Raw genomic sequence first — 25,337 nt, 5'->3', positions numbered from 1 at the left:
CAACTCCTTTGATTTACTGACTCGTTCCGCCGCTATCTAGTGATTCAACGCAGCCGATGAGTGACTTTTTCACCAGCCTTCGCCCATCCGCTGTCAGCTCTCCTTTTGTCTTTCCGTTCATTATTGACCCCGGTGCGATTGTGTATAATGCCCATGGCATCAGGTACGACGTGTCGTTGAATGAGATGCCGTTGAGGTGCTCGTCTTTAACTTCAGGTGTGGTTTGTTGATATTTCCCGGCGCTTGTCCCAACACACATCACAGTACAATCAGTGGCACTGAACGGATGCGTGTCGTGAGCTAAAACGACGATCGGTCTCTGAGGATGGGCATCTGTTGGGTCTTGTGCCCAGCAAACATCTCCTGCCGATAGTTTACTCATTCAAATCTCCCATACCGTCTTCCAACTCTGCGAGTTCTGCATCGAGTTCCTCGTCAGTGCGACCCTCACCGATTTGCTTCTCTGGTTTTTCGGGGGTAGCGTCCGCATCGCGGTGGTGACCGAACATCCGATTGACTTGGTTGAGACTAGAGATGTACCGACGGATGTCTTCCCGTTCGCTCAGCGCATAGTAGTACCCATCGTCCGTTTTCCCGATGTAGCCGTCGTCGTAGAGACGTTTGAGTGTGGTTGTCGCGGTTCCGCGGGGAATGTTGAGGGCTTCCTTGAGGTCCTGCGGGGAGTATCCCCACTTGGGATTTTGGTACAGGTACGCTACGATGTCTGACTTTGTGGTTCCTGGCCGAAGGTTGAGATCGGGGTCGTGGTCTTCGAGGAGCACTGGCATGTTGTACCCAAATGTAGTCGGTTGTGTCATAAGTGTGTTTCGGTCAACTTGCAGGGCTACCTAACAGCCGATTCAGTTGCTTTGACGTGAATAGAGGGTCCGTCGGTTGCTGAGTAGAACCGCTATATTCAGCATGACGCATGGAACCTATCACTGATTAAGGATTTCAACGAACCCTGAACAGACACAGTGAACGGACACACTTTTGCGTCCACCACACAAGTCCATAACATGGGATTTCATACGTTCCCCGTCGACCGCGCGGATGCGCTCGAAGATCCGACGCGCTATCGTTTCTGTTCCCGCGAAGAGCTGATCGAGATGCTCGCCCCGACAGCCGACGCCGTCGTCGCGGACCTGGGATCGGGGACGGGGTTCTACACCGAGGAGGTTGCGCCGTTCGTCGAAACCGTGTACGGAGTCGATCTCCAGTCAGAGATGCACGAACACTACCGCGAGAAAGGGGTCGCCGCTAACGTCGAGCTGGTTGCTGCGAACGTCGGCGCGCTCCCGTTCGACGATAGCGAACTCGACGCTGCGTACTCGACGATGACCCATCACGAGTACGCGGACGACGAGACGATCGCCGAACTGGCCCGCGTGATCCGTCCCGGCGGGCGAATGGTGACCGTTGACTGGTCGGCAACCGGCACGGGTGAGGACGGACCACCGATCGAAGAGCGATTCGGCCCGGACGACGTCCGTGAACAGTTCGAGACTGCTGGTTTCACCATCGAACGCGTCCACGACCGCCCCGAAACACTTGCTGTCGTCGCCCAGCGCTGACCCCCTTTCGATACGGCACGTGGCCGAGTAGTATTGTATGTCCTGCGAAATACTTTACACACTGGTTGCCGTATCCTCTGGTATGGACCATCCGTTTGTGATCATCGGTGGCGACGCCGCGGGGATGAGTGCTGCAAGTAAGGCCAGACGTGAGGCACCGGATCTCGATGTGATCGTGTTCGAACAGGGTGAGTGGGTTTCCTACGCCGCGTGTGGGATGCCGTACTACGTGAAAGGCGAGGTCGGCGAGCTCGACGATCTCGTCGCGGTCAAGCCCGAAACGTTTCGGGACCAGCGTGACATCGACCTCAGAACGGCCCACGAGGTCGTCGGCATCGATCCGACGGCACAGACCGTCACCGTCAGCACGGACGAGGAGACGTTCGACCAGCCCTATCACTCGCTTTTGATCGGGACGGGCGCGCGAGCGATCGAGCCGCCGTTCGACGGCCTCGATCTGGACGGCGTGTTCACGCTCCGGAGCATGGACGAGGCTGCGGCGATCCAGCGCTACGTCTCGAACGCGAAGCCAGCCAGTGCAGCGATCGTCGGCGGGGGCTACGTCGGCGTCGAGATGGCCGAGGCCCTCACTGAGCGGGGACTCGATGTCTCGATCTACGAGATGCTCCCACGTACCCTCCAGCCGTTCGGCGAGGAGACGGCCCTGACCGTCGAAGATCACCTCCGGGAGCACGGTGTCGATCTTCACCTCGACACGGCCGTAGAAGGGTTCATCGGTGAGGAGACGGTCGCGGGGATCGAGCACGATGGCGGCGTCGACGACGCCGACCTCGTCATCGTCGGCGTGGGCGTCGCTCCGAACGTCGAGCTTGCCGAGCAGGCCGGGATCGAACTCGGCCCGACCGGCGCGATCGCGACCGACGAGTACGGTCGGACGAACTACGCGGATGTGTACGCGGCAGGGGATTGTGCGGAAGCGGAGAACGTCGTCACCGGCGACCCAGATCACGTCCCACTGGCACTGACGGCCAACCGCGCCGGGCGGGCGATCGGGACCACGGTCGCAGGCGACCCGACCGAGACTGGCGGGACGGCCGGGACGGCGATTGTCAAGGCGTTCGATCTCGGCGCGGCCCGGACAGGGGTACTCGACGAGGAACGGGCCCGTGAGGCCGGCTTCGACCCCGTCTCGGTGACGATCGACGCACCGACGCGCCCACACTACTATCCGGGCGGCTCGGAACTCACGGTGACGCTTATCGCCGATCGAGAGACAGGCCGGGTACTGGGTGCCAGCATGGTCGGTGCGGACGGCGTCAAGCGGATCGACACCGTCGCGACCGCCCTCGGCTCCGGGCTCACCGTCACGGAGCTACAGAACCTCGATCTCGCCTACGCGCCGCCGTTCAGTCCGGTCTGGGACCCTGTGCTTACGGCCGCGAAAGTGCTCGCCGGAAAACTGTAGGCTGCTACTCGTCGCTCATACCGCTGAACACTGCCTCCGCATCCGCCGGTACGTCGAAGTCGTGGTAGTGCTCGCCTTTCTCCTTCGACAGGATATTGAGCGCCGCCGCTGCGCCATCACCGACCGAGATCGCCGCTTGCCACTCCTCGGCGCGGGGCATCGCGCCGGTCGCATAGGCGTCCTCGACGCTGGTTTCCATCGTAATGTCGACTGCAACTGTCCCGTCGTCGTCGAATTCGCAACCGAGCTCCGCTGCCAGGTCGCGGTTGGCTCCGGTCGCAAGCACGACGTAGTCCGCCTGAATCTCATCCTCTTCGGTCGTTACAGTGAAACCGTCCCCGTTCTCGGAGACGTCTGTCACTTCTTCGCCCTGCCGGCGGTCGACGCCGAAGTCGTCAACCTGTTGTCGGGCCGTCGCCATGAACTCGCTCCCGCCGACCGAGCCGATACCGAGGTAGTTGAACAGATGTGCCTTGTGCATCCACGTCTCGTCCGTATCGAAGACGACTGCGTCCAGTCCGTTTTTTCGTACGAACAGGGCTGCGCTGAGTCCCGCTGGTCCACCGCCGACGATTGCTATGTTCGTCATACCGTCTTTATGGTAGATGCTTACTTTAACGTGGCAGTAACACTCACCGTACCGGAGTATTGCGATCACCAGAAACGGATCAGCGGTAGTGACACGGTTTGGCCGGATGTAGGCTGTGAGTTCTCTTCTTCACGATACGACTGGCAGCAGCCGTGAGCGAGTAGGGTGGGGAAAAGTCACATCTCACCACAACTACAGGCGTGGGTCTTTTCGTCCCTTCTCGATACTGAAAGACTACAATTCCAGTTTGAGTCACGCGTGGTTTTTTCTTTCGGGTGGTTGATGTAGTGTGTATGAGTTCAGGCCCGGACAGCATAGACGGTCCCGATGATACCACCGGGGATGAAGCATTCAGGCACGACGTAAGTGGTGAAGAGCGGACATGGGGCGTCGTCGTTCATGCGGTGGCGTTCATCGGCTTTTTCATCCCACTAGGAAACATTCTTGGGCCACTTGTCGTGTGGGCAATCAAAAAAGATGAAGGCCCGTTCGTCGACGAAAACGGCAAGCAAGCGGTGAACTTCCAGATAACGTGGACGCTGTTGTTGATTGGCGCTGCACTTTCGATCCTACTGCTTGTCGGACTCGTTCTCTTCCCAGTATTGATGATCGCGTATTTTATCCTGATTATCATCGCGATCATCCAGGCGAGCAATGATCAAGTGTACGAGTACCCGCTTACGCTTGATCTCGTTTCTTGATCACCAGTGTGAGTACTGCATTAACCCACTATATTCAGTACAACCGTTACAACACATCTTCAAATACTCACGAAACGCAACCGACAGAGAATCCAGATGGACAGGGGAGTTTTCACTGCCGGTCCAGCGGAACCGCCCGCGTCAACCACATCGGGATCCGACGCGCGCGGAATCGCCAGTAGTAAAACCGCGTGGTACGTAGCCGAGGCGTACAATGAGCGTCACCCTCGACACCTATCTCGTGACACAGGAAGACCTCTCGGCGGGCCGAACTACGACCGAGATCGTCGATGCTGCAATCGCTGGCGGCATTGATATCGTGCAGGTCCGGGAGAAACACCGGAGCGCGGCCGATCAGCTCGCGATTACCCGAGAGCTCCGCGAACCAACTGCCGACGCAGGCGTGGCGCTCGTCGTCAACGATCGGGTTGACGTGGCGGTCGCCGCAGAGGCTGACGGCGTCCACCTCGGCGATGACGACCTCCCTGTAGCCCCAGCCCGCGACCAGCTAGGCGAGGACGCGATTATCGGTCGCTCCGTCTCGACAGTCGCCGCCGCCGCAACAGCCGAAGAGAACGGCGCGGACTACCTCGGCGTCGGCGCAGTCTACGCGACGAGTTCCAAGGACGTCGACGCGGACGAGCAGGCGATCGGCCTCGACACACTCACGGAAATCGCCGAGGCAGTCGATATCCCGATCGTCGGTATCGGCGGCGTCACGCCCGGTCGCGCAGCAGATGTGGTCGAGGCCGGGGCCGACGGCGTCGCCGTCATCTCGGCGATCACCGCGGCTGACGATCCGGAGGATGCGACGCGAGCGCTCGCGGAGGCCGTACGGAGCGGGAAACGTCGGCGTGCTGACGACCCAGCCGTGGAGGGGTCGGCATGACAGTCGACCTTGACGACGCGCTCGCCGCGGTGGCGGAGGGTTCACCGCTCGTCAACGCCGTCACGAACAACGTCACCGTCAACGACGTCGCCCAGATAATTCTGCACTGGGGCGGGCTGCCGGTGATGTCCGACGACGAACGGGAGGTCGGCGACATGGTCGCCGCCGCCCAGGGCTGCCTGCTCAACATGGGAACCGTCAGCGAGGAAGGGGAAGCGACGATGGTCGAGGCGGGCGAGTCCGCGAACGAGAACGATGTCCCAGTCGTTCTCGACCCAGTCGGTGTCGGTGCGACCCCGACTCGCGACCGGGTCGCCGAGCGACTTGCGAGCGAACTGGACATCGCCGCGATCAAGGGTAACTACGGCGAGATCACAGCTCTCACAGGCGAGGACGCCGACGTTCGCGGTGTCGAATCCATCGGCGAGTACAGTGACATCGCGACAACCGCAATCGCCTGCGCCCAGCAGTACGATACCGTCGTCGTCGCGTCGGGCGAAACGGATGTCGTCGCGAGCGGAGAGCGGGCCTACGAGGTTACAGCAGGCCATCCCGACATGGGGACGGTCGTCGGCACTGGCTGTATGCTCGGAGCGTCCGTAGCGACGTTTGCGGGGGCAATCGAAGACGTCGAGGAGGCGGCGCTGGCCGCAACCGTCGCGTTCGGACTGGCCGGGGAGGCCGCCGCGAACGGCGCGTTCGGCGATGTACACGGCCCCGGAAGCTACAACGTCGCGTTCAAAGACGCCGTCGCTGGCATTCGTGACACCGAGCACGAACCGGCGGCCGAACGCGTGAGGCAGGTACTGTCCGCGGATAGCTGATGGGGAGCGATTCCGACCGCCCCACTGCCGATCATGGCGATCCCGATCAGGTCGCACTCGTTACCGGAGCCAGCCGCGGCATCGGCCGAGCCACGGCGTCCCGACTCGCTGGCGAGGGGTACGATGTCGTGCTTGCCGCAAGAACCGAGAGCGATCTTCGGAGCGTAGCAGACGCGATCGCATCCGAGCACGGAGCCGAGACGCGGGTCGTGCCGACCGACGTAACCGATCCACACGCCGTCCAGTCCCTGGTTGACGCTACCGTCGAGCGGTTCGGACGCCTTGACGTCGCCGTCGTCAATGCCGGGACAGGCGAACGGCGGAACCGGCCGATCGACGAGATCCCACTGGAGGAGTACCACGCAGTTCGGGCGACGAACGTCGATGGGGCCTTTTATACTGCGCGCGCGGCGCTCGACCCGCTCCGGGACACGGACGGTACGCTCGTCTTCGTCGGCAGTTTCAAAGGAAAGTACCCGAGCACGTCGACGCCGATCTACGCCGCCTCGAAGTGGTGGCTCCGCGGATTCGCTCACAGCCTCGCGGGACGCGTTGGTCCGGAGGGGGTCGCAGTCTCGCTGATCAATCCCTCGGGCGTCCCGACGGAGTTCGCACGCGAGCGCCGCGATCGGACCAACGCCGAGCGACTGGACCCCGACGAAGAACTCGCCGCCGAGGACGTCGCGGACGCCATCGTCACGGCTGCCAGACAGGACGCTCCGGCTGCAGTCACCGAACTCGATCTCTTCCAGCGCGACATCTATGAGCGGTTCTGATCGCGGTGACCGCTTCCCGGGCAACCGGTTGCCAAAGCCTGATTACGAGCGGGCGACCAGTAGCGCGTAATGGAGACTCGTCATCGCGTCGTCGTGGGGGACTCACGGGAGCTGTCCGAACTCGACGACGATTCGGTCGAGCTCGTCGTCACGTCGCCGCCGTATCCGATGGTAGAGATGTGGGATGGGCTGTTCGCCGAGTTGCAGTCCGACGTTGGCGACCACCTCGACGCGGGCGACGGACAGGCGGCGTTCGATGCTATGCACACGGTACTCGACGATGTCTGGGCGGAACTCCGGCGGGTGCTCGTCGACGGCGGTATCGCCTGTATCAACGTCGGCGACGCGACGCGCAAGGTCGACGACAGTTTTCGCGTCTACCCGAACCACTCGCGGATCGTCGACGCCTTCGAGCAGCGGGGTTTCGAGCCCTTGCCCGAGTTGCTCTGGCGCAAGCCGGTCAACTCGGGCACGAAATTCATGGGCAGCGGTATGGTACCCCCGAACGCCTACGTCACGCTCGAACACGAGTACGTGCTCGTCTTTCGCAATGGCGTCGAGAGTCGGTCGTTCGAGCCCGGCGCGGACCGCCGGTACGAGGCGGCGTACTTCTGGGAGGAGCGCAATCAGTGGTTCTCGGACGTCTGGACGGATATTACCGGTCGCGGACAGGCACTCAACGACGACGAACTCCGGAATCGGTCGGCGGCGTATCCCTTCGAGATCCCGTATCGGCTGATTTCGATGTACAGCGTCTACGGCGATACAGTGCTGGATCCGTTCTGGGGGACGGGGACGACGAGCCTCGCCGCGATGGTCGCCGGTCGAAACTCGGTCGGCTACGAACTCGACCGCGAGTTCGTCCGTCTGTTCGACGAGCAGGTCGGGCGAGTGCCGGAGCTCTCCGAGGTAATCGGCCGAGAGCGTCTCGACGATCACCGCCAGTTCGTCGCGGATCGACGGGACGAGGGCGAGAGCTTCGAGTACGAGGCCGACCACTACGAGTTCCCGGTGACGACGAAACAGGAACAGAAGCTCCGTCTCTACCGGGTAACGGATGTGGCGGAATCCGACGGTACGTACCGTGCCACGCATCAACCACTCGACGACCGATCCTGACACGATCCTCTGCAAATCGTATTACGGAACGCCCGATCCGGTAGTAACAACCTGCTTAAACGGGGAGAATTGACAGTCCAGTATGGAACTCGGACTGGTGGCCGGTGTGATCGGCCTGGGCATCGTCCACGGCGTGTTACCCGACCACGGCTGGCCGATCGCAGCGACCTACGCGCTTGACAAGCGCCGGAAGTGGTTACACGGCGTCGCTGCCGGACTGATCCTCGGCACCGGTCATCTCGTCAGCAGCGTCGCGCTCGTGCTCGCGTACTTCTGGGTGAGTAGATTCGCCGAATTCGCTGAGGGGCCATGGATGGGGGTCCTCGCCGGCACCCTGCTGATCTTGCTCGGTATCAACGAGTACATCAACGGTGGACATGGCGATGGACACATTCACGACGGTGACCACGACCACGAAGGCCACCACGAGGAACACGAAAGCCACCACGAGGAACACGAAAGCCACCACGAGGAACACGAAAGCCACCACGAGGAACACGAAAGCCACCACGAAGAACACCATCACGATAGTGATCACGATCACCCAGCCCACCACGACCACGAAGAGGACGCCGGGATCGTCGGACAGATCCGCTCGTACCTCCCCGGTGGCGGTGGACACCAGCATCTCGACGAGTCCCACGCCCAGCAAGGGCTGTTCACGCTCGGGTCGACGGCCCTGTTGCTCGGCTTCGCTCACGAGGAGCCGATCCAGATCCTCGCGATCTGTGCGGGGACGACGTTCTGTCTCGAACTAATGGTCATCTACTCGCTGGCCGTTATTGGCGCGATTCTTGCCCCGACACTCCTGCTTATCGCGGGCTATGAGCATTACAGGGAAACGGTCGAGCGCTACACGCCGTACCTGCCGACGATTACCGCGATCGTGCTGGTCGTGATGGGGCTAGCGTTCGTGTTCGGCTTTGTCTGATCTGTCATCTCGGAATATGTAGGCTTTCTACAACATTTACCAACGCATCCAAAAGATATTTTTGTGTGGTGATTCAATAAACAAACAAGATGGAGCGTCCGTACACCGTCCTCGATCTGGAGCCCGACGTCGATCAGAAGACCGTCAGATCGGCGTACCGGTCGCTGTTAAAAGAGCATCATCCGGATCAGGGGGGTTCGATGGACGCGTTTCTGCGCGTCAAGCGTGCTTACGAGGCGATCCAGAGCCGGCAGGATCGAGCAACTGCAGCACAATCAGTCTCCTCGAAAACCGCGACGACCGACGGTGGTGCGACGACACGGACCCAGAACGTCAACTGGCGACTCGCAAACGACGGGACAGAGCACGACCGGTCCCGCGCAGAGTCGACGCCATGTTGTGCAGGTGTCGGACTCGAAATCGACGGCGAGCATCTCACGCTCACGCTCGTCTCGCTGGTGAGGAAGACAGAGCTCACTGGAATCACGTGGAACACGGGGGATGTCGACCCCCGCCGACCGCTCGCCTGGTTCACCGTCGAGAACACGAGCGACCGCCAACTGCGCTGGCGGGGAAATCGGAGGGTGACCTTTGTCGGCACGGACAATGAGCAGTACGGACCATCCGGATCGCACCGGGCATCGGATACCGTGCTTCCGGCAGACTGGAAAGGATCGACCGTCGACCTCGACCCCGGCGAAGCGGTGAGAGCTGTCGTGGTGGCCGACGATCTCCCCGATGACGTCGAGATTGATCGGATCACGTACGAACAACCCCTTGGCACACACATGTCGAGTGCCGGGCGCACCGAGAGTGAGCAGTTCGTGTTCGATATTGACTCGACAGCGCGGTCACAGCTCGCCGAACGACCGTTCTGAGTGGCTCCGACAGCCGGATACTGGCTCTCCTCGAACAGTCTGCGTATCCATCTCTCTGGTATACGTAACGCTAAAGAGTCGAACGAACCTTTGTGCTACTAACATGAACATCAGTCGTGCTCTTTCGAGGTGGTTCTGTGGGGGTTGAAATCAAGGAGTCCCGCGTCTCTGAAGAGGAGTTCGCGGACATGGCCGATTTCGTCTTCGAGTATCTCTCGGCGAGCGTGCAAAACGAGGACGAAGGTGGACGGATGCGGTGGTATCCGTGGCACAGCGCGGAGTATCGGCACAACCACATCCTGAACGTCGTTGAGCTGTCGACGGAAATCGCGCGCAAGGAGGGTGCAGACGTCGACATCGCCCGTGTCGCAGCGCTCTTTCACGACATCGCGAAGCTCGACGCCGAGCAGGATGTCCACGCCGAGGAAGGTGCGAGAGTTGCACGCAAGTATCTGGAAGCACACGGGGACTATCCCGAATCCTTCGTCGAGAGCGTCTGTCGGGCCGTCCGGGACCACTCCTATCAGGGATCGGTCGAGGATCTACCCCTCGAAACGCAGTGTCTCATCGAGGCCGACCTGCTCGACAAGATCGGTGCGAACGGAACGGCACTGATGCTGTTACGGATGGGTTACGAGGCTCGCACGCACATGGATACTGCCGAGATGGTCGAACGGGTGCTCGAACGTGGCCAGAACGCCGCCGACCGGGTCGAAAGCGAGACGGCCCAGGATATCGCCCATCGGCGGCTCAAACGAGTCCGCTGGTTCAGCGAATGGCTCGATGACGAGGTCGCCGCGATCGATCTCGACGAGATCGACCCCTAGATCCCCTGGCCCATCAGGTGGCTCCGGAGCACGTCGTCATCTTTGCTTCCGGCCCCAGTATTGAGGACGACCACACAGTCGTCTTCGGCCAGTGTATCCCGCTCGGCGAGTCGCCACGTCCCGCCCAGCGCCGCACCCGTACTCGTCCCGACTTCGAGGCCTTCGCTTGACGCCGCCGTGACGGCGCTTTCGAGGATCTCCGGATCCTCGACGGAGACGGCACCGCCGTCGGTCGCTGCCAGCGCGTCGAGAACGTGTGCCGAGCCGTTCGGATCGGGAATTTCGAGCTCGCCACAGATCGTGTCGGGGAGCTCGACGGGCGAACTCTCCGATTCTCCGTCACCCCAGGCCTCGACGATCGGCGCACAGCCCGCCGCCTGTGCGGCGTACAGCGCGGGCAGGTCGTCAACGAGCCCCAGCTCGCGCAGCTCTCTTGCCCCCTTGTACAGTCCGGCAATCGAGAGGCCCGATCCTGTTGGGGCAACGATCGCATCCGGAAGTGTCCAGTCGAGCTGTTCGACGATCTCGAACAGCGCCGTCTTCCGTCCCTCGTGACGGTAGGGTGTGTCGAAGGCCGACAGCGAGTGCCAGGGCTCCTCGGCGATCGCATCCTCGAAGGCATCGACAGCGTCGTCAAAGCGCCCGCCGATTACGTTCATGTCACCGCCGTGGACGTTGATCATCGCCTTGTTGGTAAAGGGCGTCCGAGAGGGGACGAATGCGTGGGAGTCCAGTCCCGCTCGCGCCGCGTACGCCGCCGCAGACTGCGCGCTTGCGCCCGGTGATGGGAGCGCAACGTCGGTCACGTCGAGGCCCGCCGCGGCGGTCAGCGCGAGGGACTGGCCCCGATCCGCAGTCGATCCCGTCGGAAGCCGACCGTCGTCCTTGACGAGCACGCGCCCGACGTCGAGTTCGTCAGCGAGCCGTGGACACTCGACCAGTGGCGTCCCGCCCTCGTCGAGACTGACCGCGCTCTCGCGCGTGAACGGCAGTAGCTCACGGTAGCGCCACTGGGAGCGATCAGTGCGGTCGTCGAGCGTCGCCCGATCGAGCTCGATCGCGTCGTACTCATACTGTGGGTCGAGGACGCCGCCGCAGTCGGGACAACGCCCTGACACCTCGTCGGCCGGAATCGTCGTCCCGCAGTCGAGACACGTCAGACCGCTGAACGCGTGGCTGGTTTCCATACCCACGGGTTGTGACGGCATTGCCTAATCCCTGTCCATCCGCTCACAGCGGGTGTGTTGGCGCGGCGACCTCCACCCCAGCCCGCCGCGGACCGATACGTGTAGAATTTTGACCCGGGGGTGCTAACGAGAACCCATGTCAGATACGAAGCGGGTGCTCGTCGGGGGTGGCGGGCTTGCCGGACTCGTTGCGGCGCGCCATCTCGCCGAGACCGGGGTCGACGTCGAACTGCTGGAACGACGCGACGAGGTCGGCGGGCGCGTCCGGACGGTCCACGAAGACGGGTATACGTTCGATCGGGGCTTTCAGGTGCTTTTCACCGCTTATCCGGCCGTCCAGCGCGAACTCGACCTCGATGCGCTCGATCTGCGACACTTCACGCCGGGTGCCTGTATCGCCCGCGAGGGCCAGCGCTCGATCCTGTCGGATCCGTTCCGCGATCCAGGGGCGTTTACGGACTCGCTGTTCAACCGTGAGGTGACAACGCGGGACAAACTGCGCGTCCTCACACTCCGCCGAGAACTCGCCAACAAGTCCCACACCGCCATCTTCAGCGGCTCGGATCGGTCGATCCGTGAATATCTCGACGATCGAGGCTTCTCCGAGGGGTTCATCGAGAACTTTGCCGCACCATTCTACGGGGGGATCACGCTCGATCGATCGCTCTCGAACTCCGCGCGTGTGTTCGAGTACACCTTCAAGATGCTAACGGAGGGACTGATCGCGGTTCCCGCCGAGGGGATGGGGGCGATTCCGGAGCAACTCGCCGATAACGCGCGCGAATCGGGCGCAACGATCACGCTCGATGCCGACGTCGAGGCCATAGCGGCGGATGACGACGGTGCGACCGTCACTGTCGACGGGGACGACCGCGACGCCGACGCCGTCATCGTCGCGACCGATCCGCCGACCGCCCAGGAGCTAACCGGTGTCGAGTCCATCCCGACCACCGGCCGGGGCTGTGTCACGCAGTACTACTCGATGCCCGCGGGCAAGGATCTCGGCGCGGGCAAACGGCTCATCCTCAACGCCGAGAGCGACGCGCCGAATCAGGTGCTCGTCAACTCGGGGGTCGCCCCCGAGCATGCGCCCGACGACCGACAGCTGGTCAGTGCGACCTTCCTCGGGGACCGCGAGGAGGCCGACGCACGGCTCGACGACTTGACTCGCCGGGCGCTCGCGTCGTGGTATCCCGAGCAGAACTTCCCCGACTTCCAGTTGCTCCGGACCGAGCGGATCCCCTTCGCACAGTTCGAGCAACCCCCCGGGTCGCTGTCGGAACTGCCGAACGTCGACGCGCCCGAGGGCCGATGTTACCTCGCGGGCGAGTACACCCGCTGGTCCTCGATCAACGGGGCGATGGAAAGCGGCAAAGATGCGGCGCAGGCGGTGCTGAGCGAACTGTAGCGTTCTTTCTTACAATAGCTGGCGGAACTCGGAGAGTGGCGGGAACCGGTACGTTTCTCCCGCGTCGGCGTCCCGGACGATCGGCCGAAACTCGTCCGGATCGTCGATGAGGGGGGAGCCTAACTGGCGTGTCCGGTTGAGAAGGATCCCCGGTGCAAGCCTGTTGAACGCCGGCAGGACGAACACGTCACTTCCCTCGTAGACGCCCTCACCGAAGAGATGACACGGACGACGCTGTCCCTCGATCTCGATGGCCGGATGGTCGTGACCGATCACGTACCGATCTGCGTCTACGGTCGGTGGTTCGTGCCCGTGCAGGACGACAGTCCGATCGTCGTCGAGCAAGTGTTCCTCGACCGTGTCGCCGTCCCACACTGTACCGAGCATCCGATCGTGGTTCCCGGCGACCAGCACCGGCCGCGTACCGGTGTTCTCGACGGTTTCAATGAGCGTCGAGAGCGTCCGCTCGGCCTGCAGTGGCACGGAGTCGAACGCGTGCAGAATATCGCCCGCGAAGACGACAGTTTCAGGCTCGAAGCCATCGAGCAGCTGCCCCAGACGCTCGGTCAGGTCCCCACGCTCGCCCAGTGGTAACTCTACGTTCGAGGCGGCGTCCCGGCCGATATGCAGGTCAGCAAGTACGAGCGCGTCGGCGTCGGGGAAATAGAGGGAGCGCCGACCGACCTGCGGGTCAGTCGTCCCCGCCATCCGTCATAACAGGCTCCATCCCGAGGTCGGCGCGAAGATCGTACTCGTCGCCGGTCAGGATATACAGCAGGTCGTCGAGCACGTCGAACAGCTCGGGGACGATGCGGACGACGAGCAGGGTGATGCCGACGAGCGCGACGATCGAGAGCGTCTGGGAGATCAGGTGATGGGAGACGAAAAAGGAGGTTCGCATCCCTTCACCCGCGAGCGTCACCGTAATCGTGTTGAAGACGCCGTAATCGAACCAGCCGAGCGGGGCGGCGAGGCCGACGAAGACGTTCCGGGCGAGGTTGAGGATCCAGATCACGCCGACTGCCACCGCGAACGCGGCGAGCTTTCGGCGAAGCGGTGCGCGGACTGCGGCGATCAGCCCCCCAAAGATCGAGATGCTCCCGATCCCGGTGCACGCCAGCACGATGTACGTCGAATAGCCCTCGAACGCAAAACGGCTCTGGTAGCCGTTCATTCCTTCCTCGATCCCCGGCGAGTAGCCGAGCAGTTGCATCCCCATGTGAGACTGGATCGTCACGGTCTCGATGAGCCACATCTTCAGCGGCTCGATCGTCGTGAAGGGCAGATAGATGATACCCATCAACCCGACGGCACGCGTCAGGGTCAACAGCGAATCACGCCCACCGTACAGCAGATATCCGGTGTAGACACACAGTGGTAGTCCGGCGAGGCTGAGGATCGTCTGGAGAGGGCTTTGCGCGTCGTAGTAAAAGTACGGCACCATCGTCAGCCAGAAGACGCCGAACAGCGCCCACGCAACACTGCCGGCGTACCGGGCCTGTGTCCTGTTGCCCGCGAAGTCGAGTGCGGCCGTCAGCAGGAACGCACCGATGGCGACCCAGACGAAGTGGGCCGTCGGATCGAACGACGTGAACGCGTCGACCACGAGCGGGGTACTCGAAGCTACTGTCACTGGTCCCCGGTAGTCTCCGCTTAAACATAGGCCTATCGGGACCGGGACCGGCCAACACACGACCGCCGATGACGACCGATCGGTCGGGTGAGACGCCGACACCGTGGTGTTTTTTTACTGCTGCGTGGTAACCGTGTGGATATGTCCGACGTCCTCGAAAACAAACGGTCCGCGACACGATTTCGCATCCTCGTCGAAATAGCGGACCGACAACCCGCGGTAAGTCAGGGCGAGATCGCCGACGCCGTCGGCGTGACGAGCCAGGCGGTGAGCGAGTATATCCGCGAGCTCGTCGACGATGACCTCGTTGAGAAGGAGGGCAGGTCGCGCTATCGGATCACCAAAGAGGGCGTCGACTGGCTCCTCTCCGAGGCAGCCGACGTGCGCCGTTTCGCCGATCACGTCACCGAAGATATCCTCGGTAATGTACAGGAAGACGCCGCGATTGCCGCTGCTGTGATCGATGAGGGTGAAAGTGTCACGTTAACTGTCGAAGACGGCCTGTTGCGTGCGACGCCGGGGGAATCGGGGCCAGCCACCGGCGTCGCAACGACGGACGCGGACGCGGGTGAGGACGTTGGCGTCACCGGCTTCGAGGGGATCATCGATCTCGATCCCGGTGACGTCACCGTTCTCCAGATCCCGCCGGTCCGGTCGGGCGGGAGCCGTGCCGTCGATTCTTCTGCACTCGCCGAGCGTTCGTCGAGCGCCGATATCGTGACCGCTGCGGGCGTCGAAGCGGTCGTCGCACTGCGCGGTGCAGACGTCGATATCGACACGCGGTTCGCCGCTGGCGAGGTTGCAGTCGATGCCGCAAGTCGGGGACTGGACGTTCTCGTGGCATCGACCACCGACAACGTCGGGCGCGTAACGGACGCGCTACGGGATGCGGAAGTCGGGTACGAAGTGTCGGAGCTATAGGGTCAACTCGCGTGCTCTTTCGCGGCGTCGTATGCCTCCTGTAATCGTCTGAACTCCTCGCTGTCGCCGCCGTGGTCGGGGTGGACATCCATCACACGGTTTCGGTATGCCCGCTCGATCTCCTTGATCTCCGCGTCTGTCGATAGGCCCAGTTCCGTGAAGGCCCCGGTTGGGACGCCCTCGGATCGGTCAATCGTCACGGTTGGCGTCTCGAAGGGGAGCCTGCTCCCGAGCGCAATGCCCGGCAGTTCGTGCTCGACCAGCACCGCTTCGACATCGTTCGACCGGAGCTGGAAGTAGACGTGCGCGTCGAACGTCACCGCAACCCCCCGCCTCGGCAGGTAAAAATCGACGTACTGATCGTCGACTGTCCGCCCCTCCTCGTAGCGCTCTCCGATAGCATCGAAGTAGTGTCTGATCTCGGCGCGGCGACGTGCCATCCCATCGCCACTCCCGTCGGTTCGTCGCTTTCGCTGGCCCGTCGATGACGGTATCAGACGCTGTCCGGCGAGGAAGATCCCGGCCACGATTACCGAAAACACCCCCGCGAGGGCGACGCCAGCGACGAGCCAGTCGGGGAGCGCAGCGAGTGTCTGCCAGACCACGCCCCGGATACGCGTTGGATACTAATGAACGTCTCGGGCGCGGCAACGATACCAGATCTGAGACGCGGTCGGATGGATTCGACAGTCACAAGACTACAATTTTCTAAGCATTTTACTTCGAAATACGAAGCAAATTACTTCAATATCTGTAGTCAATAGCTTCGAAATCCGTAGTGTATTACTTCGAATTCAATAGTAAGGTGCCGACGTCGATATTCGGTCGAACAGCCCGGCCGCAACACTCAATTATCTCCTCGCCAAGTTCTAGGAGCCACCGTGAACCGCCGAACACTACTGCTCTCCGTCGGCGCTGTCTGTGCCGGGGCCGCTGGCTGCACTGAACTGGAAGAGGCTGGCGAGCGCATCTCCGCGGCGACGGGTCCCGATCGCCCCTGGGCCAACCTACCGGTAACCGTTACCCTCGACGATCAGACCGAGGTCGGCAGGGAGGGGTTCGAGGGGCTGCTGCTCGATGCCATGGTTTACTGGGAGGATCACAGCGAGGAGTACGCGGGCTACGAGATCGAGTACACCTTCGAACCGACGCTTGATGATCACGAGGACGCTGACATCGTGGTCGAACTGGTCGAGGACGTCCAGACGTGTTCGGTCGAGGGCCACGATCAGGAGGCCGTCGGGTGTGCGCCTGTCATCACCGGCAGCGCCCCCGAAACTGCGCGCGTCGAGATCAAGGACGGGTTTTCCGACGACCTCACGCTCGTCACGATCAAACACGAACTCGGCCACACGCTCGGACTGGGCCACGACGACGAGCCACAGTCGATCATGTCCGCGGATCCGGCCGACCGGATCCCGGACTACGAGACGCGCGTCGACATCCACGAGCGGTATCGTGAGACGGTGGGGCGGATCAACGAGGGGACGAGCCGCTTTAATGAGGGGATAGAATATCGCGGAGATCAGGAGTGGGAAGCGGCCATAGAACCGTTCGAACAGGCAGCAGAGCACTACGACTGGTCCCACGCGGAACTGGTCGAGATGCGCGAAGACGCCGAATCTATCGAAGCGGACGGTGCTGTCGAGTTGCTCGGCGAGGCCGAGAGCTTCACTCGGTACTACGGAGAGGCAGCGAGGTTGTTCGCAGAGGAGGTCAAAGCACGAGACGACGGCAGCCTCGTCGACGCTGAGCAGTATCAGAACGAGGCCAGAGAGGCATTCGAGGCCGCACAGGAGTACGACGTCGAGGTCGGGTATACTCTCGCTGAGGCGCTCGGGCTGCAGTGAACAGGGACTTTCAGAACCCGTACCGTTTGTGCGCGTCGTCGATCGGTAGGATTTCGAGAACGCGGACTTCACGATCGTCCTCGATTACAGTGTAAATCGCCGTGTACGTCCGCGAAATGTGCATTCGAAACCGATCACGGCGACCGTCGATCGGAAGCTTCTCTTTGTCTCCGCGACCTCGCCCAGGGTAGGGATTGTCGGCGAGATAGCCGAGCTTCTCTTTGCAGACTCTGGTGGTCTTGTCATCAGCTACCGGGAGGAACTCGCTCGCATCCTCGCCGAGTAACACGTCGTACTCAGACATCTTCGAGCGCGGTTAGTTCGTCGCCGTCTTGCCCTTCGAGTTCCTGGAACCGACGCTCAAGGTCTTCACGACGGCGTGCCTGGGCGAGTTCCTGGAGCAGGTCATCGTACGTCTGCCCCGGTTCTTTCAGCTCGTGTAGTTCTTTCCGGGTTTCCTCGGTGACCGGAATACGTTTGTCGGCGGACATTGGCTGTTAGGACGTTACATCCTTACAGTATTAACACTGACGACCACCCGTTGGCCACGGGTTGTTCCGCAACCATTGTAATACCGGCACACGCAGGGAGAGCCATGACGACTTCGAGCGCTCCCGGGAAGATCTACCTGTTCGGGGAACACGCCGTTGTGTACGGCGAACCCGCAGTGCCGTGTGCGATCGAGCGCCGGGCGCGGGTGACGGTCGAACAGCGCGAGGACAGCCATCTCCGCGTCCACGCCGACGATCTGAGTCTGGACGGCTTCACGGTCGAGTACAGCGGCGCGACCGACGCAGCGCCCGACATCGACGTCTCCGAGTCGCTGATTCAGGCCGCGATGGGCTACGTGGACGCGGCAGTTCGACAGGCCAGAGACGCGGCGGACGCTCCGGACGCTGGCTTCGATATTACTATCGAGAGCGACATTCCGCTGGGTGCTGGACTCGGCTCGTCGGCAGCCGTAACGGTGGCCGGTATCGACGCGGCGACGCGCGAACTCTGCGTCGAACTGGAAGCCGAAGAGATCGCCGACCGGGCGTTTCAGGCCGAGTACGAGGTCCAGGAGGGGCAGGCCTCGCGTGCGGATACGTTCTGCTCGGCGATGGGCGGCGCGGTCCGTGTGGAGGGCGACGACTGCCGGGCCATTGACGCGCCGGACCTACCGATCGTGGTCGGCTTCGACGGCGGCGCGGGCGACACCGGCGAGCTCGTCGCGGGTGTCCGCGAACTCCGGGAGACCTACGGCTTCGCCGCGAATACGGTCGCGGCGATCGGCGATATTGTGCGCGAGGGCGAGCGCTCGCTGGCCGAGGGGGATATCGAGCGCCTCGGCGAACTGATGGACTTCAACCACGGGCTACTCGAAGCGCTCGGCGTCTCCTCCAGATCACTCGACAACATGGTGTGGGCCGCCCGTGATGCGGGAGCGTACGGCGCGAAACTCACCGGTGCAGGCGGCGGCGGTTGTATCGTCGCACTCGACGACAGCGAGGAGACCGAGACGGCACTGCGGTTCACGCCGGGCTGTGAGGAGACGTTCCGGGCCGGGCTCGATCGTGAGGGCGTCCGTCTGGAGGAACAATGACGGTCGTCCTGAAACTGGGTGGGAGCGTCGTCACCGACAAGGACCGTGAGGAGACAGTCGACGGCGAGTCACTCGACGCCGCAGCGGCCGCCATCGGTGATGCCGTCGATGATCTCGACGGTCTGGTCGTCGTCCACGGCGGCGGGAGCTTCGGCCACCCGAACGCCGCCGACTACGGCGTCTCGACTACCGAGGGAACGCGAGATGCCGACGGCGTTCTCGCGATCCACGGCGCGATGAAGACCCTCAACAAGTTCGTCCTGCGACGGCTTCGCGAGCACGACGTCCCCGCAGTTCCCGTCCACCCGCTTTCGGCCGCGAGCCGTGATACGGGCGGTGAGTTGACCTTGCCCGTCCAGCAGGTCCGAACGCTGCTCGGCGAGGGCTTCGTCCCCGTACTCCACGGCGACGTGATCGGCCACACGGGCGAGGGGGTGACCGTCGTGAGCGGCGACGAGCTGGTCGTCGAACTGGCGGCGAGCGTTGACGCCGACCGGGTCGGGCTCTGTTCCGCCGTTCCGGGCGTACTCGATAATGATGATGCCGTCATCTCCCGGATCGAGGCGTATGAGGACGTCGCGGAGGTGCTTGGCGCAAGTGACGCGACCGACGTGACCGGCGGGATGGCCGGGAAGGTCCGGGCCTTGCTCGAACTCGACGTCGAGGCCTCGATCTTCGACCTTGATTCGGTCGGTCCGTTCCTCGCTGGCGATCGGGTCGGGACGACAATCGATTGATCTGAGCTGTCGAGTGCTCAGAGCTCTTTGACGATCTCTGCCGGGTTCCCAGCCACGACAACATTGTCCGGCACGTCCTCGGTGACAACCGCGCCGGAGCCAATCACGACGCCGTCACCGATCGTCACGCCGGGGTTGAGCACCGCGTTGCCGCCGATCCAGGCGTCGTCGCCGACCGTCACGGGCTTGCCGTATTCGAGCCCCGCCGTGCGCTCCTCGGCGTCGACGGGGTGGGTCGCGGTGTACACCTGCACGGCCGGTCCCAGCATACAGTCGTCGCCGAACTCGATCGGACAGACGTCCAGAAAGACGCAGTTCGCGTTCGCGAAGAAGTCGTCGCCGACGTGGATGTTGAACCCGTAATCACAGCGGAGGTCGGGTTCAATATAGGGATCCTCGCCGGTCGAACCGAACAACTCCTCCAGCAGTTCGAGGGCGCGCTCCTCGTCGTCGATGATCGTCCGGTTGTACTCGTCGGCGAGCCGCCGGGCGTGTCTGTGTGCATCCCTCAGATCCTGATCTTCGGGGTCGTACATCTCGCCTGCCACCATCTTCTCGCGTTCGCTCGGCATGGCCGGAGTTCGCCGTCCGAGGAAAATAGGTGTTGTCGTCGACGCTCACTCCGTATACCGATCGGGGACGTACTCCTCGATCGGCTCCGGCACCTTCGAGAACACCGCCGGTGCGAGGTCCGCGAGCCATCGCCGGAGGACGACGTACACGAAGGAGACGGCGAGCAACAACGTGACGAGTACGACGACGAGGCCGTCGAGTAGCAGGACGGTCGGCACTGCAAACCCGCCAGCGAGCAGGAGGTCTTCGGGGGAACCGTCGTATCGGATCAGTCGCCGTGGGGTGACCCAGCGGTCGTGGTAGTGGTCGTACACAGCCCTTTCCGACCCCCCTTCCCATGGGCGGAGTTCGAGGCCGCCGCCGAAGACGTCCATCAAACAGTGCAATGCTGCGGCGGCGAGGCCGACTGCTACGGCGACCGTCAGGAGTGTCGGGATGACGAGTGCCAAGCCGATGGCCGGAACCGCCAGTGCTGAGTAGTACACGGGAAAGTGCAGCGTCTTGCGGTGGCCCGCGTACAGGTCGAAATCGGGCCACGCGCCACCGAGTGCCCCGGAGACGACCGCGACAGGAGCGAGTTCCGGCACGAAAACCACGACTGGAAGTGCGAGTGCGAGGCCAGCCAGTACGTGGGTAGTCAGCATCATCATATATTTCAAAGGCATCTCAAAAGGATAAGTATACTGTAGAAAGACGGGCCATAGCTATTAAGAGGAACGGGTGTCCAGACGGGATAGATGGAACAACAGGAGGATATCCTCGAAAGCCTGTTCAACGACAACCGTCTGAACGCGATCATCGGGTGGACGTTCGTCGCAATTCTCGGCATCGTCTTGCTCGAAAGCGTGCTGGATCTCGACCTGCAGTGGATCGCCTTTACGGCTGCAACGGCAGGTATCGTGCTCGTCCCGCCGGTGGTTCACCGCTCGCCGTACGTCATGCTACCCTGGGAGCTACTACTGCTCGCGACGCTACCGATCGTGGTGCGCGCGCTCGAACTCTCCGCGCTCTCGAACACCTTCGCAACCTACCTCTCGATCGCGGCGCTCGCCCTGATCGTCACCGTCGAACTCCACCTGCTGACGTGGATGCGGATCACCGACTGGTTCGCGGTCGTCCTCACCGTCACGGCGACGCTTGCAGCGGCGGGGCTGTGGACGATTCTGCGGTACAACATGGACGTCTATCTCGGCACGGAATTTCTCACGACCAACGAGGCACTCATGATCGAATGGATCTGGGTCACACTCGCCGGGATTGTGGCTGGTGTCATGTTCAACCTGTACTTCCGGCCGCGATCACGCCGCCTTCGACGGAAGTTCGGCCAGGTGATGCGCCGATGATCGACCGTGTCCGCCGTGCCGTCCCGCCACGCCAGCAACGACGGTTCTCCCGTGCGATGCAGTTGATTCTGGTCGGAATCGTCGCGTTCGGCATTGTGAACGGCAACCCGAAGGCGATCGTCAACGGCGGCCTCGCGCTTGCAATTACCTTCCTGCCTGCGGTGCTCGAACGGAACTACAGACTGCCACTCGATCCGTGGCTGGCGCTGTGGGTGACTGCCGCCGTCTTCTTCCATACGCTCGGATCGGCCGGGATGTACGGCCACTTCCACTGGTGGGATCACCTGACCCACGCACTCTCGGCGTCGCTCGTGGCAGGCATCGGCTACGTCACGGTTCGCGCGCTCGACCTGCACAGCGATCAGATCGAACTTCCGAAGCGGTTCTACTTCTTTTACATTCTCATCTTCGTGATCGCCTTTGGCGTCCTCTGGGAGCTCTTCGAGTTCGGTCTGGATGTTTTCGCCGCGCAGACTGGCATCACGATGCCGCTCTCCCAGCACGGCCTCGACGACACCGTCGTCGACCTGATGTTCAATACCGCTGGTGCGCTTATCGTTGCACTCTGGGGCCAGGCCCACCTCCTGGGGGTCGCAGAGCAGCTCAAAGAACGGCTTCAGGGAGCGGTCGAGCAGTAGCCATAAAGACACCCCTATTTCAGTGACCGGCAAGCCGCGCCTTTTTAGTATAGGGACTCGTAGGAGCGAGTAACACGACCCGCGGGTAGTGGGGTCCGTCGTGACGACGGATCCTGCAGGCGGGTGCGCGGCCGACGTGCTGTAAGACGCCGGGGTCTCGTTCCCGTTTTCCGCGGGCGTTTCAGTGAGCGGACGCGCCACACACGTGGCTTTGAATGCTCGGACCAACTATGGAAATCGAAATCGCAACAATCGGCGGCTACGAGGAAGTCGGACGGCAGATGACTGCCGTTCGCGCTGGTGACGACGTCGTCATCTTCGACATGGGTCTGAACCTCTCGCAGGTTCTGATCCACGACAACGTCGAAACCGAACGGATGCACAGTCTCGATCTGATCGATATGGGAGCGATTCCGGACGATCGGATCATGAGCCAGCTCGAGGGCGACGTCCAGGCAATCGTCCCGACGCACGGTCACCTCGACCACATCGGCGCGATCAGCAAGCTCGCCCACCGGTACGACGCACCGATCGTCGCGTCGCCGTTTACGATCGAGCTCGTCAAACAGCAGATCGAGGGCGAACAGAAGTTCGGCGTCGACAACGATCTGGTAAAGATGGAAGCAGGCGAGACGATGCGGATCGGCGACAGCGGCAACGTCGATCTTGAGTTCGTCAACGTCACGCACTCGATCATCGACGCGATCAATCCGGTGCTTCACACGCCGGAAGGCTCGGTCGTCTACGGCCTCGACAAGCGCATGGATCACGATCCGGTCATCGGTGACCCGATCGATATGAAGCGGTTCCGCGAGATCGGTCGCGAGGGCAACGGCGTGCTCTGTTACATCGAGGACTGTACGAACGCGAACAAAAAGGGCCGCACGCCCAGCGAGTCCGTCGCGCGACGGCACCTCAAAGACGCCCTCTACAGCATGGAGGACTACGACGGGGGTATCGTCGCGACGACGTTCTCCAGTCACATCTCGCGTGTGACCAGCCTCGTCGAGTTTGCCAAGGATATCGGGCGTCAGCCCGTCCTGCTCGGGCGCTCGATGGAAAAGTACTCCGGCACTGCGGAACGCCTCGACTTCGTCGACTTCCCGGACGACCTGGGAATGTTTGGCCACCGGAAATCCGTCGACCGCACGTTCAAGCGGATTATGAACGAGGGCAAGGAGAACTTCCTGCCAGTCGTCACAGGCCACCAGGGCGAGCCGCGCGCGATGCTTACCCGGATGGCCCGCGGTGAGACGCCCTACGATATCCAGGACGGCGACAAGGTCGTCTTCTCGGCTCGTGTGATTCCGGAGCCGACCAACGAGGGCCAGCGCTACCAGGCCGAGAAACTGCTCGGCATGCAGGGCGCCCGGATCTACGACGACATCCACGTCTCCGGGCACCTCTGCCAGGAGGGCCACTACGAGATGCTGGACGCGCTCCAGCCCCAGCACGTCATCCCGGCCCACCAGAACATGAAAGGGTTCTCGGGCTACGTCGACCTCGCGTCCAATCAGGGCTACACGATGGGACGCGATCTGCACGTAACTCGGAACGGCAACCGCATCCAACTCGTTGACTGACATGAACGATACCGAGGCCCGAAACGATCGCGTGTTAGCGGCAGTTCGCCAGCGACGCGAACTCGTCAACGACGCGATTCCGGAAAAGCTCCCCATCGTCGAGCCAGAACGGCTCTACGAGGCCTCGCGGTATCTGCTCGATGCCGGTGGAAAGCGACTCCGTCCGACGGTTTCGTTACTTGTCGCAGAGTCGCTTGCGGACACCGATGCATCCGAGGTCGAGTACCGATCCTTCCCGACGCTCAAACAGGAAGAAGAGATTGACGTGCTATCGGCAGCGATTAGCGTCGAGGTCATTCAGTCGTTTACCCTGATCCACGACGACATCATGGACGATGACGACCTGCGGCGTGGCGTCCCGGCGGTCCACCGCGAGTACGATCTGGAGACGGCGATTCTCGCAGGCGACACGCTCTACTCGAAGGCCTTCGAGATCATGATTGAGACGAATGCGCCGTCCGATCAGATGGTCGAAGCACTCGATGTTCTCGCGTCGACCTGTACGCACATCTGTGAGGGCCAGGCGCTCGACGTGGCCTTCGAGACCCGCGACGACGTCCTGCCCGAGGAGTACCTCGACATGGTCGAACAGAAGACCGCGGTGCTGTACGGAGCAGCTGCGTGCCTTCCAGCGATCCTGATGGGGTCGGACGAGGAGACAGTCGAGGCACTGTACGGGTACGGGCTCGATATCGGGCGCGGGTTCCAGATTCAGGATGATGTCCTCGATCTGACTGTGCCAAGCGAGACGCTCGGCAAACAGCGCGGAAGCGACCTCGTCGAGAACAAACAGACGCTCCTTACGCTGCACGCCAGAGAGCACGGCGTCGACATCGACTCGCTTGTCGAAACCGACTCCGTCGAAGCGGTTACCGAAGCGGAGATCGACGAGGCGGTCGCGGCGCTCGAAGCGGCTGGCAGTATCGATTACGCGCGGGATATGTCTGCGGAGCTCGTGGAGTCGGGCAAAGAGCGACTTGAAGTTCTCCCCGATAACGAGTCACGTGATCTGCTCGAGGATCTCGCGGACTACCTGATCGAACGCGGCTACTGATCTGGCTCTGGGGGGCTCACGTTTTGCAAGTGTATCGCTGGTCGACCTGCGAGATGAATCCACCACTCTCTAGGGAATCGAGTACGCCGAACAGTGCGAGCTTCGACATACGGAGGGTCTGTTCGAGTTCCCGAACTGACACGTCCCCGGAGATAGCGATATGAAGGTAGACCAGTTTCGCCCGGGGTGACGTGATCTCCTCCGGCAGGGGCAGGTGGTGGCCGACCTGTGACATAGGTTTACGAACAGCGCCGATCCGCTTTGTTAGACAAGGGGTACCGGAACAGGTCG

Annotated in this window: 31 protein-coding genes; 19 read left to right on the top strand and 12 right to left on the bottom strand. The window is 62.3% G+C overall.

The window, feature by feature from the left end; genetic code table 11:
• Positions 1–13: 13 nt before the first annotated feature.
• Positions 14–382, bottom strand: coding sequence for a hypothetical protein (locus tag AArcSt11_RS09900; RefSeq protein WP_250596716.1), 369 nt, complete (start codon positions 380–382; stop codon positions 14–16).
• Positions 375–788 (bottom strand): winged helix-turn-helix domain-containing protein, encoded by a 414-nt coding sequence (locus tag AArcSt11_RS09895; protein WP_250596714.1) that lies wholly within the window; start codon positions 786–788, stop codon positions 375–377. The genes AArcSt11_RS09900 and AArcSt11_RS09895 overlap by 8 nt, the downstream gene beginning before the upstream one ends.
• A gap of 231 nt (positions 789–1,019) precedes the next feature.
• Between AArcSt11_RS09895 and AArcSt11_RS09890 the strand changes: the two genes are divergently transcribed.
• Both AArcSt11_RS09890 and AArcSt11_RS09885 read left to right on the top strand, forming a co-directional pair.
• Positions 1,020–1,574 carry a class I SAM-dependent methyltransferase gene (locus AArcSt11_RS09890; protein WP_250596712.1) on the top strand — a complete coding sequence of 185 codons (555 nt, stop codon included), beginning with the start codon at positions 1,020–1,022 and terminating at the stop codon, positions 1,572–1,574.
• Between the two features lie 82 nt (positions 1,575–1,656).
• Positions 1,657–3,000, top strand: a complete 1,344-nt coding sequence (locus AArcSt11_RS09885; protein ID WP_250596710.1) for an FAD-dependent oxidoreductase — start codon at positions 1,657–1,659, stop codon at positions 2,998–3,000.
• A 4-nt stretch (positions 3,001–3,004) separates the two neighbouring features.
• On the opposite strand, the gene AArcSt11_RS09880 is transcribed toward AArcSt11_RS09885, so the two are convergent.
• The gene (locus tag AArcSt11_RS09880; protein ID WP_250596708.1) at positions 3,005–3,589 is read right to left on the bottom strand and encodes an FAD-dependent oxidoreductase; all 585 of its coding nucleotides are present in this window, start codon (positions 3,587–3,589) and stop codon (positions 3,005–3,007) included.
• 293 nt (positions 3,590–3,882) lie between these two features.
• Here AArcSt11_RS09880 and AArcSt11_RS09875 point away from each other — a divergent pair, with 293 nt between their 5' ends.
• From AArcSt11_RS09875 to AArcSt11_RS09840, 8 genes are all read left to right on the top strand, one after another.
• Positions 3,883–4,290 (top strand): DUF4870 domain-containing protein, encoded by a 408-nt coding sequence (locus AArcSt11_RS09875; protein WP_250596706.1) that lies wholly within the window; start codon positions 3,883–3,885, stop codon positions 4,288–4,290.
• Positions 4,291–4,504: 214 nt separating this feature from the next.
• Complete coding sequence (gene thiE / locus AArcSt11_RS09870) at positions 4,505–5,179, top strand: thiamine phosphate synthase (protein ID WP_250596704.1); 675 nt, start codon at positions 4,505–4,507, stop codon at positions 5,177–5,179.
• Positions 5,176–6,003, top strand: coding sequence for a hydroxyethylthiazole kinase (gene thiM / locus AArcSt11_RS09865; protein ID WP_250596701.1), 828 nt, complete (start codon positions 5,176–5,178; stop codon positions 6,001–6,003). The genes thiE and thiM overlap by 4 nt, the downstream gene beginning before the upstream one ends.
• Positions 6,003–6,779, top strand: a complete 777-nt coding sequence (locus tag AArcSt11_RS09860; protein ID WP_250596699.1) for an SDR family oxidoreductase — start codon at positions 6,003–6,005, stop codon at positions 6,777–6,779. The genes thiM and AArcSt11_RS09860 overlap by 1 nt, the downstream gene beginning before the upstream one ends.
• Before the next feature lie 69 nt (positions 6,780–6,848).
• The gene (locus AArcSt11_RS09855) at positions 6,849–7,898 is read left to right on the top strand and encodes a DNA-methyltransferase (protein ID WP_250596697.1); all 1,050 of its coding nucleotides are present in this window, start codon (positions 6,849–6,851) and stop codon (positions 7,896–7,898) included.
• Between the two features lie 82 nt (positions 7,899–7,980).
• Positions 7,981–8,829: an ABC transporter permease gene (locus AArcSt11_RS09850; RefSeq protein ID WP_250596695.1), complete on the top strand. Its 849-nt coding sequence runs from the start codon at positions 7,981–7,983 to the stop codon at positions 8,827–8,829.
• A gap of 89 nt (positions 8,830–8,918) precedes the next feature.
• The gene (locus AArcSt11_RS09845) at positions 8,919–9,707 is read left to right on the top strand and encodes a J domain-containing protein (RefSeq protein ID WP_250596694.1); all 789 of its coding nucleotides are present in this window, start codon (positions 8,919–8,921) and stop codon (positions 9,705–9,707) included.
• A gap of 137 nt (positions 9,708–9,844) precedes the next feature.
• Complete coding sequence (locus AArcSt11_RS09840; RefSeq protein WP_250596693.1) at positions 9,845–10,534, top strand: HD domain-containing protein; 690 nt, start codon at positions 9,845–9,847, stop codon at positions 10,532–10,534.
• Here AArcSt11_RS09840 and AArcSt11_RS09835 read toward each other — a convergent pair.
• Entirely contained in the window at positions 10,531–11,721 is a 1,191-nt protein-coding gene (locus AArcSt11_RS09835; protein ID WP_250596692.1) for a threonine synthase, read from the bottom strand. The genes AArcSt11_RS09840 and AArcSt11_RS09835 overlap by 4 nt on opposite strands.
• A gap of 136 nt (positions 11,722–11,857) precedes the next feature.
• On the opposite strand from AArcSt11_RS09835, the gene AArcSt11_RS09830 reads away from it, so the two are divergent.
• On the top strand, positions 11,858–13,129 hold the full coding sequence (locus tag AArcSt11_RS09830; RefSeq protein ID WP_250596691.1) for an NAD(P)/FAD-dependent oxidoreductase: 1,272 nt from the start codon (positions 11,858–11,860) through the stop codon (positions 13,127–13,129).
• Between the two features lie 9 nt (positions 13,130–13,138).
• Here the strand turns inward: AArcSt11_RS09830 and AArcSt11_RS09825 are convergent, their stop codons facing one another.
• Positions 13,139–13,837, bottom strand: coding sequence for a metallophosphoesterase (locus AArcSt11_RS09825; RefSeq protein ID WP_250596690.1), 699 nt, complete (start codon positions 13,835–13,837; stop codon positions 13,139–13,141).
• A complete protein-coding gene (gene artA / locus AArcSt11_RS09820; RefSeq protein WP_250596688.1) occupies positions 13,821–14,762 on the bottom strand; it encodes an archaeosortase A in 942 nt (313 codons plus the stop codon). The genes AArcSt11_RS09825 and artA overlap by 17 nt, the downstream gene beginning before the upstream one ends.
• Before the next feature lie 141 nt (positions 14,763–14,903).
• Between artA and AArcSt11_RS09815 the strand changes: the two genes are divergently transcribed.
• A complete protein-coding gene (locus AArcSt11_RS09815; protein ID WP_250596686.1) occupies positions 14,904–15,683 on the top strand; it encodes a DUF7839 domain-containing protein in 780 nt (259 codons plus the stop codon).
• Positions 15,684–15,685: 2 nt separating this feature from the next.
• Here AArcSt11_RS09815 and AArcSt11_RS09810 read toward each other — a convergent pair whose 3' ends face one another.
• The gene (locus AArcSt11_RS09810) at positions 15,686–16,288 is read right to left on the bottom strand and encodes a J domain-containing protein (RefSeq protein ID WP_250596684.1); all 603 of its coding nucleotides are present in this window, start codon (positions 16,286–16,288) and stop codon (positions 15,686–15,688) included.
• Positions 16,289–16,564: 276 nt separating this feature from the next.
• Here AArcSt11_RS09810 and AArcSt11_RS09805 point away from each other — a divergent pair, with 276 nt between their 5' ends.
• The gene (locus AArcSt11_RS09805) at positions 16,565–17,533 is read left to right on the top strand and encodes a zinc metalloprotease (RefSeq protein WP_250596682.1); all 969 of its coding nucleotides are present in this window, start codon (positions 16,565–16,567) and stop codon (positions 17,531–17,533) included.
• Positions 17,534–17,543: 10 nt separating this feature from the next.
• Here the strand turns inward: AArcSt11_RS09805 and AArcSt11_RS09800 are convergent, their stop codons facing one another.
• Positions 17,544–17,837 carry a type II toxin-antitoxin system RelE family toxin gene (locus tag AArcSt11_RS09800; RefSeq protein ID WP_250596680.1) on the bottom strand — a complete coding sequence of 98 codons (294 nt, stop codon included), beginning with the start codon at positions 17,835–17,837 and terminating at the stop codon, positions 17,544–17,546.
• Positions 17,830–18,024: a DUF7557 family protein gene (locus AArcSt11_RS09795; protein ID WP_250596678.1), complete on the bottom strand. Its 195-nt coding sequence runs from the start codon at positions 18,022–18,024 to the stop codon at positions 17,830–17,832. The genes AArcSt11_RS09800 and AArcSt11_RS09795 overlap by 8 nt, the downstream gene beginning before the upstream one ends.
• A 104-nt stretch (positions 18,025–18,128) precedes the next feature.
• On the opposite strand from AArcSt11_RS09795, the gene mvk reads away from it, so the two are divergent.
• Complete coding sequence (mvk, locus tag AArcSt11_RS09790; protein WP_250596676.1) at positions 18,129–19,118, top strand: mevalonate kinase; 990 nt, start codon at positions 18,129–18,131, stop codon at positions 19,116–19,118.
• Complete coding sequence (locus AArcSt11_RS09785) at positions 19,115–19,855, top strand: isopentenyl phosphate kinase (RefSeq protein ID WP_250596674.1); 741 nt, start codon at positions 19,115–19,117, stop codon at positions 19,853–19,855. The genes mvk and AArcSt11_RS09785 overlap by 4 nt, the downstream gene beginning before the upstream one ends.
• Before the next feature lie 17 nt (positions 19,856–19,872).
• Here the strand turns inward: AArcSt11_RS09785 and AArcSt11_RS09780 are convergent, their stop codons facing one another.
• Both AArcSt11_RS09780 and AArcSt11_RS09775 read right to left on the bottom strand, forming a co-directional pair.
• Positions 19,873–20,427, bottom strand: a complete 555-nt coding sequence (locus AArcSt11_RS09780) for a sugar O-acetyltransferase (protein ID WP_250596672.1) — start codon at positions 20,425–20,427, stop codon at positions 19,873–19,875.
• Between the two features lie 45 nt (positions 20,428–20,472).
• Positions 20,473–21,075: a metal-dependent hydrolase gene (locus AArcSt11_RS09775; RefSeq protein ID WP_250596729.1), complete on the bottom strand. Its 603-nt coding sequence runs from the start codon at positions 21,073–21,075 to the stop codon at positions 20,473–20,475.
• A gap of 90 nt (positions 21,076–21,165) precedes the next feature.
• Between AArcSt11_RS09775 and AArcSt11_RS09770 the strand changes: the two genes are divergently transcribed.
• The 4 genes from AArcSt11_RS09770 (at position 21,166) to idsA3 (ending at position 25,046) form a co-directional block, all read left to right on the top strand.
• The gene (locus AArcSt11_RS09770) at positions 21,166–21,771 is read left to right on the top strand and encodes a hypothetical protein (RefSeq protein WP_250596670.1); all 606 of its coding nucleotides are present in this window, start codon (positions 21,166–21,168) and stop codon (positions 21,769–21,771) included.
• Positions 21,768–22,409 (top strand): DUF2238 domain-containing protein, encoded by a 642-nt coding sequence (locus tag AArcSt11_RS09765; RefSeq protein ID WP_250596668.1) that lies wholly within the window; start codon positions 21,768–21,770, stop codon positions 22,407–22,409. The genes AArcSt11_RS09770 and AArcSt11_RS09765 overlap by 4 nt, the downstream gene beginning before the upstream one ends.
• A gap of 230 nt (positions 22,410–22,639) precedes the next feature.
• The gene (locus tag AArcSt11_RS09760; RefSeq protein ID WP_250596666.1) at positions 22,640–23,992 is read left to right on the top strand and encodes a ribonuclease J; all 1,353 of its coding nucleotides are present in this window, start codon (positions 22,640–22,642) and stop codon (positions 23,990–23,992) included.
• A 1-nt stretch (position 23,993) separates the two neighbouring features.
• The gene (gene idsA3, locus AArcSt11_RS09755) at positions 23,994–25,046 is read left to right on the top strand and encodes a geranylfarnesyl diphosphate synthase (RefSeq protein WP_250596665.1); all 1,053 of its coding nucleotides are present in this window, start codon (positions 23,994–23,996) and stop codon (positions 25,044–25,046) included.
• Between the two features lie 16 nt (positions 25,047–25,062).
• Here idsA3 and AArcSt11_RS09750 read toward each other — a convergent pair whose 3' ends face one another.
• Positions 25,063–25,281: a MarR family transcriptional regulator gene (locus tag AArcSt11_RS09750; protein WP_250596664.1), complete on the bottom strand. Its 219-nt coding sequence runs from the start codon at positions 25,279–25,281 to the stop codon at positions 25,063–25,065.
• Between the last annotated feature and the right edge of the window lie 56 nt (positions 25,282–25,337).

This window comes from Natranaeroarchaeum aerophilus, from assembly GCF_023638055.1.
GTDB classification, from domain to species: Archaea; Halobacteriota; Halobacteria; order Halobacteriales; family Natronoarchaeaceae; genus Natranaeroarchaeum; species Natranaeroarchaeum aerophilum.
The sequence above is the reverse complement of the archived record's forward strand: the minus strand, read 5'-3'. Positions and strand labels throughout refer to the sequence as shown.